10 protein-coding genes are annotated in these 8308 nt (G+C 67.5%); 2 read left to right on the top strand and 8 right to left on the bottom strand.

What is annotated here, in order from left to right; genetic code table 11:
• Together EV645_RS24620 and EV645_RS24615 are read right to left on the bottom strand one after the other, a co-directional pair.
• The coding region (locus EV645_RS24620; protein WP_198681820.1) for a coiled-coil domain-containing protein at positions 1-1277 on the bottom strand (1277 nt) is incomplete at its 3' end.
• On the bottom strand, positions 1277-1834 hold the full coding sequence (locus EV645_RS24615) for a hypothetical protein (protein ID WP_242000625.1): 558 nt from the start codon (positions 1832-1834) through the stop codon (positions 1277-1279). The genes EV645_RS24620 and EV645_RS24615, both read right to left, overlap by 1 nt.
• 236 nt (positions 1835-2070) lie before the next feature.
• Between EV645_RS24615 and EV645_RS24610 the strand changes: the two genes are divergently transcribed.
• Positions 2071-3222 carry a molybdopterin-dependent oxidoreductase gene (locus EV645_RS24610; RefSeq protein WP_130446295.1) on the top strand — a complete coding sequence of 384 codons (1152 nt, stop codon included), beginning with the start codon at positions 2071-2073 and terminating at the stop codon, positions 3220-3222.
• On the opposite strand, the gene EV645_RS24605 is transcribed toward EV645_RS24610, so the two are convergent.
• Positions 3212-3514: a hypothetical protein gene (locus EV645_RS24605; RefSeq protein WP_130446294.1), complete on the bottom strand. Its 303-nt coding sequence runs from the start codon at positions 3512-3514 to the stop codon at positions 3212-3214. The two genes, EV645_RS24610 and EV645_RS24605, sit on opposite strands and share 11 nt — an antisense overlap.
• 92 nt (positions 3515-3606) lie before the next feature.
• Positions 3607-4431 (bottom strand): beta-keto acid cleavage family enzyme, encoded by an 825-nt coding sequence (locus tag EV645_RS24600; protein WP_130446293.1) that lies wholly within the window; start codon positions 4429-4431, stop codon positions 3607-3609.
• 92 nt (positions 4432-4523) lie between these two features.
• Here EV645_RS24600 and dtd point away from each other — a divergent pair, with 92 nt between their 5' ends.
• Positions 4524-4949, top strand: coding sequence for a D-aminoacyl-tRNA deacylase (gene dtd, locus EV645_RS24595; RefSeq protein WP_130446292.1), 426 nt, complete (start codon positions 4524-4526; stop codon positions 4947-4949).
• 86 nt (positions 4950-5035) lie between these two features.
• Here the strand turns inward: dtd and EV645_RS24590 are convergent, their stop codons facing one another.
• The 4 genes from EV645_RS24590 to EV645_RS24575 all read right to left on the bottom strand — a co-directional run bounded on the left by EV645_RS24590 (position 5036) and on the right by EV645_RS24575 (position 8172).
• Positions 5036-6262: a choice-of-anchor P family protein gene (locus EV645_RS24590; protein ID WP_130446291.1), complete on the bottom strand. Its 1227-nt coding sequence runs from the start codon at positions 6260-6262 to the stop codon at positions 5036-5038.
• 302 nt (positions 6263-6564) lie between these two features.
• Positions 6565-6861, bottom strand: coding sequence for a DUF1416 domain-containing protein (locus tag EV645_RS24585; protein ID WP_130446290.1), 297 nt, complete (start codon positions 6859-6861; stop codon positions 6565-6567).
• A 3-nt stretch (positions 6862-6864) separates the two neighbouring features.
• Positions 6865-7713, bottom strand: coding sequence for a sulfurtransferase (locus EV645_RS24580; protein WP_130446289.1), 849 nt, complete (start codon positions 7711-7713; stop codon positions 6865-6867).
• Between the two features lie 12 nt (positions 7714-7725).
• Positions 7726-8172: a DUF4395 domain-containing protein gene (locus EV645_RS24575; RefSeq protein WP_130446288.1), complete on the bottom strand. Its 447-nt coding sequence runs from the start codon at positions 8170-8172 to the stop codon at positions 7726-7728.
• Positions 8173-8308 lie beyond the last annotated feature (136 nt).

The raw sequence follows: 8308 nt of genomic DNA, 5'->3' as shown, positions 1-8308 counted from the left end.
GCGCCGTCCTGATCGACGAACTCGCCGCCCTGGGCCAGATCCGTGTCCTGCTGCTGATCCTCAGCACCGATCGTCTGATTGCGTACGGCGCCGTCCTGGTCGACGAACTCGCCGGTCTGGGCCAGATCCGTGTCCTGCTGCTGATCCTCAGCACCGATCGTCTGATTGCGTACGGCGCCGTCCTGATCGACGAACTCGCCGCCCTGGGCCAGATCCGTGTCCTGCTGCTGATCCTCAGCACCGATCGTCTGATTGCGTACGGCGCCGTCCTGATCGACGAACTCGCCGGTCTGGGCGAGGTCCGGGTCTTGCTGTTGGGGCTCGGCGCCGATCGTTGAGTCGCGGAGGGCGCCGTCCCCGTCGAGGAGTTGGTTGTTCTGCTGGGGGTCCGTGTCGAGGCCGGCCTGCTGGGCTGCGCCCGGGGTGACCTGGGCCTGCTCGGCGACATCTGTCTCGGCTTGCTGCAGGTTCTCGGCCTGGGCTGCCGGGTCCTGCTGCTGCAGGTCGGACTGCTCGGCTGTGCCTGGGTTGAGCTGCTCCTGCTCGGCGACATCTGTCTCGGCTTGCTGCAGGTTCTCGGCCTGGGCGGCTGGGTCCTGCAGGTCGCCGGCGCGGTCTTCGTTCAGCTCGTTGTCGAGGGCGCTGGCGGCTTCGGCTGCACCGACGGCTGCCGGCACAGCGTCTGCGGCGTCGACGCCGTCCTCGCGCTGCTGGTCGCGGCGGCGGTCCTCCTCCTGCTTGCGCTTCGCCTCGTCCTCGCGAGCCTGCTCGTCCTGACGATCCTGGACGTCGTCAGTGAGTTCCTCGTCCTCGTTCTGCTGGACGGCCTCGTCCTCGCGGTCCTCCCAGTCGGGTTTGTCGTTGTCGTTAGCATCGATCTGCTTCTCGGCGGCGTCCCGGTCGCGGGCCTCGTTCAGCTGGGCTTCCTGCTGACGGAGGCGTTCGGCAGAGGCGTCCGCCTCTTGCTGAAGACTTTGTCGCTGCACCTCGAGGTCGCGGTTGCCCTCCTCAAGGGCACGCGCTTCCCGCAGTTGCGCGTCGGCTGCGCTCTCCAGTGTCCGGGTGCGGTCGCGCGGGTCGATGTCCCGCGTCTGCACGTCCAGATCGCGGTCCCAGTTCCGCCGGGAGTTCCCGCCTTCGATCATGATTCGACGACGCTGCTGGTTGCTGAACATCTGCCGGACGCGCTGCTCGGCTCCCCGCAACCATTGCCAGAGCTGGCGGGCATGGCCGGCCATCACCTGGAGGTAATGTTCCGCGCTTTCTTCCTCGGCCATCAGGCCACCTCGCTGGCGTAGACGGAGTATCCGAATCCGGCGGCAGTGTCGTCCGGGCCCGGCTGGGACGCGTACAGGTGGATCTCGGCTCCCGGGCGCAGCCAGACGGCCAGGTGCCGGCGGCGGCCGCGCCACTCCGGCGGAACGCGGAGATCGGCGCCCGGCCCGACGAAGACCGGGGGTCCCCAGTAGCGGCGCGCGAGCTCGAGCTGACCGGGCCAGTGCTCGTCGAGGCCTTCCTCGACCAGAGGCAGCTCACCGGAGGCGACGTCGTACGCCGACCAGCCGCTCCGCGGGCTCTCCGGAAGCACAGCGTCCGGCAACACGAGCATCACCGTCTCGCGCTGGGTCACCAAACCCCACGTGTACCGATCGGGGTCGATGTTGCCCGGCGCCCACGGACGCCAGCCAGTGGCGGCGGTAACGCGGTTCACCAGTGCACGGATCGCGTCCATGCCGGTGTCCGGCGGGCCCCAGACCGATCGCCAGTCCGCGACCTCGGCCAGATCCGCCATCGCACGCTCGTCATCCTCGGACGACCGCTCCTGCGTCTTCACTCCGCCTCACTCCTTTCGCCCCGTCCGCCAAGAGGGATCAGTCCGCCCGGAAATCACTCAAGCCGCCGATCAGTTCGCTCAGAGTATGCCCCGATCGGTATCACCATCCGCCGTACAGACGCAGACCTGTGGATAACTGTTCCCTGCGCAACTCGTGAGCGACCAGTAATACGCCGTTCGCGAGCAGTAACCGGTGTACGCCGTACAGACGTCCCCGGCGGGGTTGTAGTGGAAACATGAAGCTGCCGGCGCCGCCGACCGAGAAGTCGTTCCCGTCGTCCCTGCACCACCCGAGGGTGGCGACGGTGATCGGCCGCTGGCTCGGGACCGCGGTCGTGGTCTGCTTCCTGACCGGGCTGTACAGCCACTTCCAGCAGGACACCCCGGGCTGGCTGCCCATCCCGAGCCGTCCCGCCACGCTGTACCGCGTGACGCAGGGCCTGCACGTACTGAGCGGGACCATTGCCGTCCCGTTGCTGCTGGCAAAGTTGTGGACGGTCTACCCGAAGCTGTTCGCGAAGCTTCCATGGCCGCCCAGCCGCAAGGCACTCGAGACGATGCTCGAGCGAGCGTCGATCCTGGTGCTGGTCTCGGCGATGGCGCTCGAGCTGTTCATCGGATTCCTCAACACACTGCAGTGGTATCCCTGGCCGTTCCCGTTCCGCCAGACGCACTACGCGCTCGCCTGGATCATCGTCGGGGCGCTCCTCGTACATATCGCCGTCAAGCTCCCGCTGATCCGGGCAAACTGGCGGCGCATCGCCGAGATCGTGCCGAACTCCTTGCCCCCGGCAATCTCCGGTCTCACCCGCCGCGGCCTGTTCCGTACGGTCGCCGGCGCCGCCGCGTTGGTAGGCATCACCTCGGTCGGCCAATCAGCGCCGGCGCTCGGCCCGATCGCTGTACTCGCGCCACGCAAGCCGAACATCGGCCCACAAGGGCTGCCGGTCAACCGTACGGCGGACGCGGCCGGCGTCACCAGCGTCGACGACAACTGGCGCTTCACGATCAAAGGACCACAGGAGCTCTCGCTCAGCCTCGACGAGCTCCAGCAACTTCCGCAGAGTCGCTCGGCATTGCCGATCGCCTGTGTGGAGGGATGGAGCCAGGGCGGGCGCTGGGAAGGCGTGCGGATCCGCGACTTGCTCGAGCTGTGTGGTGCGCCGGCGCACTCACGCGTGCGGGTGGTGTCGATGGAGAAGGGCGGGTTCTACGCGACGAGTGAGCTGCCGGAACAGTTCGCAGCCGATCCGCTGACGTTGCTGGCACTTCGGCTCAACGGTGAGGAGCTAGCGCTGGACCACGGGTTCCCGGCGCGGATCATCGCGCCCAACCGCCCCGGCGTACTCCAAACCAAATGGGTCCATCGGCTGGAGGTCATCGCATGAAGATCCGAAGGGGATTGGCCGGCGCCGGCGTGCTGCTAGGCCTGTGGGGTGTCTGGAAGCTGGCCACCACCGTCGACGTCCACGGCTTGGTCCGGTTGCCCCTGTGGCTGGGTGGGGCGGTCCTGGCGGACGACTTCTTCTTGGTGCCGTTGACCGTCACCGCCGGCTGGCTGGTGACGCGGTGGGCGAGCAGGCCGGACGGGCATCGGACCGTAGGCACCATCCGGACGACCTTGTTGTACGTCGGCATCACCAGCCTGATCGCGGCGCCGTTGCTGCTACGCCAGGGCAAGGGCCCCAACCCGACGGTCCTCCCCCGCGACTACCTCCGCGACTGGTTATTGCTGGAGGCAACGATCGTCGCAGCAGGAATCGTCGGCTACTTCATCGCTTCACGTTCAGCAGGGAACGCGCTTCGTCCGGCGACATCGGCGGTCGTTGGGCGAGCGTGGCGAGGTTTGCGGCGCGTTCGACGAGCTCCGCGTTGTGAGTGACCGGCTGTCCCTTCGCCAGCGTCAGCGTGTCCTCCATGCCGACGCGGAGGTTGCCGCCCTTCGACAGAGCGGCCAGCGCGACGGTGAGCGCCGTACGGCCGATGCCGGTGGCGGACCATGAGGTGACGCTCGACGGCAACGCGTTGGCGGCCGCGACGAGCGCGTCCGCCGTACCGGGCATGCCGCCGGGGACGCCCATGACCAGGTCGCAGTGCACGCGTCCGCCGTACGGCAGGCCGTACTTGCCGAGGAGCCGGTGCAGCGCAGCGACATGGCCGAGGTCGAACAGCTCGAACTCGGGCACGATCTCGCGCTCCTGGGTGAGCTGGTAGAGCTGGGTGACGAACGGCCACGGGTTCATGAACACGTCGTCGCCGAAGTTGACCGTGCCCATGGTCAGCGAGCAGGAGTCTGGTACGGCGTCGAGCACGCGCAGCCTGTGATCGTACGGATCGGTGACCGCGCCGCCGGTGGAGAGCTGCACGATCAGCGCGGTGTTCTCCCGGACCGCGGCGACGGTCTCGGTCAGCCGGCCGAGGTCGAGGGTCGGCTTGTGCTCCCCATCGCGGATGTGGATGTGGATCATCGCCGCTCCGGCGGCCTCGCACCGCTTCGCGGTCTCGACCAGCTCGTCGAGCGTGGTCGGCAACGCCGGGCAGTCCGCCTTCGCGGTCTCGGCACCGGTGGGAGCAACAGTGATCAGAGTCGACGCCATGGACGAATCCTGCCAGATCGGTCATGAAAGCGGATATTTGCCGGTTGTGAGGTCCGATCACCGGACGATCTCCGGCAGGGGAGGATGGACCCATGAGAGCCGTAGTACAAAGAGTCAGCCGGGCGTCGGTCACCGTGGACGGCGAGGTGGTCGGAGCCATCGACGAGCCCGGACTGCTCGTCCTGCTGGGCGTCACCCACGACGACACCGCCGAGAAGGCGGCCGCGCTGGCCGCCAAGATCTGGACCCTCCGCATCCTCCACGGCGAACGCTCGGCCGCCGACGAGCACGCCCCGATCCTCGCGATCAGCCAATTCACGCTGTACGCCGATACACGCAAGGGCCGCCGCCCGTCCTGGAACAACGCGGCCCCGGGCCCCGTGTCGGAACCGCTCTACAACAACTTCTGCGACTCACTCGAGGCCCTCGGCGCCAAGGTGGAACGCGGCCGTTTCGGCGCCCACATGGACGTCACCCTCACCAACGACGGCCCGGTAACTCTCATCCTGGACGCATAAAGGAACCGGCCCCCGGATCCGTGCGGGATCCGGGGGCCGGTGTGCTCTGGGCCGGTGAGGTTCGACTCAGATGGCGTCTGCCAATATCAGCTGACGACGCCCGCGGCCGAGTGGCCGACGACAACCTTGGTGTTCAGGCTGTAGACGTCGATCACCAGCGCGTTCACCGAGATGTACCGCTTCTGCCGCATGACCTGGTTGAAGGTCAGCCGCGCCACCCCGGGGATGTTCAGCGTCTTGTTCTCGCCGGTCGGAACCGCGTAGGACTTGCCGCCGACCCGGATCGACGCGATCGTCGAGGACGAGCTCACGCCGGCCTTGTTGTCCTTGGTCTTCCACGCGGAGGCGGAGGACTCGATGGCGCCGATGGACAGGCTGCCCACCTTCACGCCCGCGACGTGCGAGGTGAAGTTGATGTAGGACTTGTTCGCACCGATGGCGCCGTTCTTGGTGGTGTAGACACCGCCGACGTAGGCAACCTTCGGGATGTTCAGCTCGCCGACCGCGACCCGGACCGTCTTGCCCTCAGTGCCCTGGCAGGTGGTCTGAAGGGACGTCGCGTCGGAGACGACCAGCTTGTCGGCCGTGGCCTTGGTACCGAAGGCGTCACCGATGACCAGTGCGGTCGCCGGCTTCGAGATCTCCGCGCGGGTCTTCAGCACCGCGACGTCGACGCCCTGCGGGATGTACTGGTTCTTCACCGTCGCGTGCAGCACAACGGCCTGCGCGTAGGAGTAGATACCGGAAGCGGTCTTCACGCCGCCGACCCGGTTCAGCACGATGTAACCGAGACCCGGAACCGCGATCTTGGTGTTCCACTTCGGCTTGAGCAGCGACGGCACCGAGATCGCGCCGATCTTCACGCCCGCGAACGTGGTGTTGCCGGTGTACGACAGCTGGCCCTTGTAGTACCTGGCCGTCGTCGTGGTGTTCACGCCGGTCAGCGTGAGCAGGTTGCCGACGCGGATGTCGGCGGCCGTCGCGGTGCTGGTGACGCCCGTCCCGCCCTTGTTGTTGAACGCGTGCGTGTCGGTCTTCACCGAGCGTGCGATCGCCTGGTTGTTCACGTTCGCCGTGGACAGGTCGTTCTTGTCGTGCTTGGTGGCGTCAGTGGTGCAACCAAACTTGCTGATGACCTGCGGACCGCTGTTCGCCAGGCCGGATTCGACGTCGGTGCCGTACGAGTAACCGCTGTATCCGAAAACCGGCGAGGCGGACGCCGAACCCGAGGTCAGCGCGATCGTAGAAGCTACGCCGACAACCGCCGCAACTCCGACGGCAGCGAGCTTCTTGTATCCGATGCGGGGTCGCATTGACCCCTCCTCCCTGAGTGATGACGTGACCCGAAGCGCGGGTCAGGACACAGACACAACTCAGCCGATTGCGGTAGGTGACGAGCCGACCGCGCTCTGAGACCTAACCGTTACATTGCTGCTCGCCCCACGAGATTTCCCCCGCCGACCCGTAACTCGGCTGCGATGACCGGAAATCCCTGCGCCGTAAGCGATCCCGGGCATGCCGAAGGGCCCGGACGCGCAAGGTCCGGGCCCTTCGTGCTTACTTCAGGGTGGGCCACCGATGGGTGGTGGTGGCACCTTGTGTAACGACCGAGTGCTCAGACGGTGACGGCCACTTCCGCGACCTCGCCGTACTGCGCAACCACCTGGCGGTCGACCGGGTCGGCCTTCGGGGCCAGCGTCCGCAGCGTCCAGCTGCCGGGCGCCGCGAAGAACCGGAAGTGCCCGGTGGCCGACGTCGGCACCTCGGCGGTGAACTCACCGGTGGAGTCCAGCAGCCGCACGTACGCGCCGCCGACCGGCTCGTCGCCGCGCAGCACCTGACCCTGGATCACGGCTTCCTTGTCGACGTCGACACCCTTGAGGTCGAGGCCGCCCTTCGTTGCTCCGCACATGTGTCAGGCCTTTCCGGGTTCGTCGCCGAGGGCAACGGGTACGCCGACCAGCGAGCCCCACTCGGTCCAGGAACCGTCGTAGTTCTTCACGTTCTCCTGGCCGAGGATCTCGTGCAGCACGAACCAGGTGTGCGCCGAGCGCTCGCCGATGCGGCAGTACGCGATCGTGTCCTTGCCGAAGTCCACGCCGGCGTCGGCGTACAGCGTCTTCAGCTCGTCGTCGGAGCGGAACGTGCCGTCGTCGTTGGCCGCCTTGCTCCACGGGATGTTCGCCGCGGTCGGGATGTGACCCGCACGCTGGGCCTGCTCCTGCGGGAGGTGGGCCGGGGCGAGCAGCCGGCCGGCGTACTCGTCGGGGCTGCGGACGTCGACCAGGTTCTTCACGCCGATGGCCTCGCCGACCTCGTCGCGGAAGGCGCGGATGTCCAGGTTCGGCGCCTTCGCGGCGTACTCCGTCGCGTCGCGCTTGACGACCTCGTCGGTCAGCTCGCGGCTGTCCAGCTCCCAGCGCTTGCGGCCGCCGTCGAGCAGACGGACGTCGCTGTGGCCGTAGAGCTTGAAGTACCAGTACGCGTAGGAAGCGAACCAGTTGTTGTTGCCGCCGTACAGCACGACCGTGTCGTCGTTCTTCACGCCGCGCTCGGACAGCAGCGCGCTGAACTGCTCCTGGTTGACGAAGTCGCGACGGACCGCGTCCTGCAGGTCGTCCTTCCAGTCCAGCTTGATCGCGCCGGCGATGTGGCCGGCGTCGTACGCCGAGACGTCTTCGTCGACCTCGATCAGGACAACGCCGTCGTCGTTCTTGTGCTCCTCGACCCAGTCGGCCGAGACGAGCGCGGATTCCCTGCTCATGTGTGCTGCCTCTCAGTTGGTAGCGGTGGTTGGCGTACGAATGCGGTGGATCAGCAGATAGGCCTCGCAGCCGAGGCAGAGCCCGACGGCCGCGTTCACGAACGCGGCGACCAGGGCGAATCCGGTGGCGACCACGCCCAGCACGGTGACACCGGTCAGGTACCCGATCAGACCGACGACCGCGAAGACCAGGCCGACCAGCTGGGCGAACCGCGGCGGGGCCGCGTCCTCCAGTTCCTGCGGCGGACCGATCCGGGGCCGGATCAGCCGCTTGAACAACTGCCCGTACGGCGAGGCCTGCACGCCGAACGCGACCGAGATCGCGAACACCACGGCCTGCACGGCCAGCGGCCACGGGTTGTTCAGTACGAGCGTCAACGCCAGGACGACCGTGGTCACCCCCGCGGCGAACCGGAGTCCGCGGGGATCAACCTTCTGTGCCGCCGATGATTCGGACATGACGACTCCTGCGAGGAGGAGGGCTGTCGAGCCGGACCCGCCCGGGTATGCGGGGAGGCGACGTACGCGGAACCGTGCTCAGCGACCGGTTCCGCAGCGCTCGGGACGCCGCCTGGTCAGCGGCGTCGACACAGCG

Origin of the sequence: Kribbella rubisoli, from assembly GCF_004217145.1 — a bacterium.
GTDB lineage: Bacteria > Actinomycetota > Actinomycetes > Propionibacteriales > Kribbellaceae > Kribbella > Kribbella rubisoli.
This window is presented reverse-complemented; position numbering and strand designations above follow the sequence as displayed.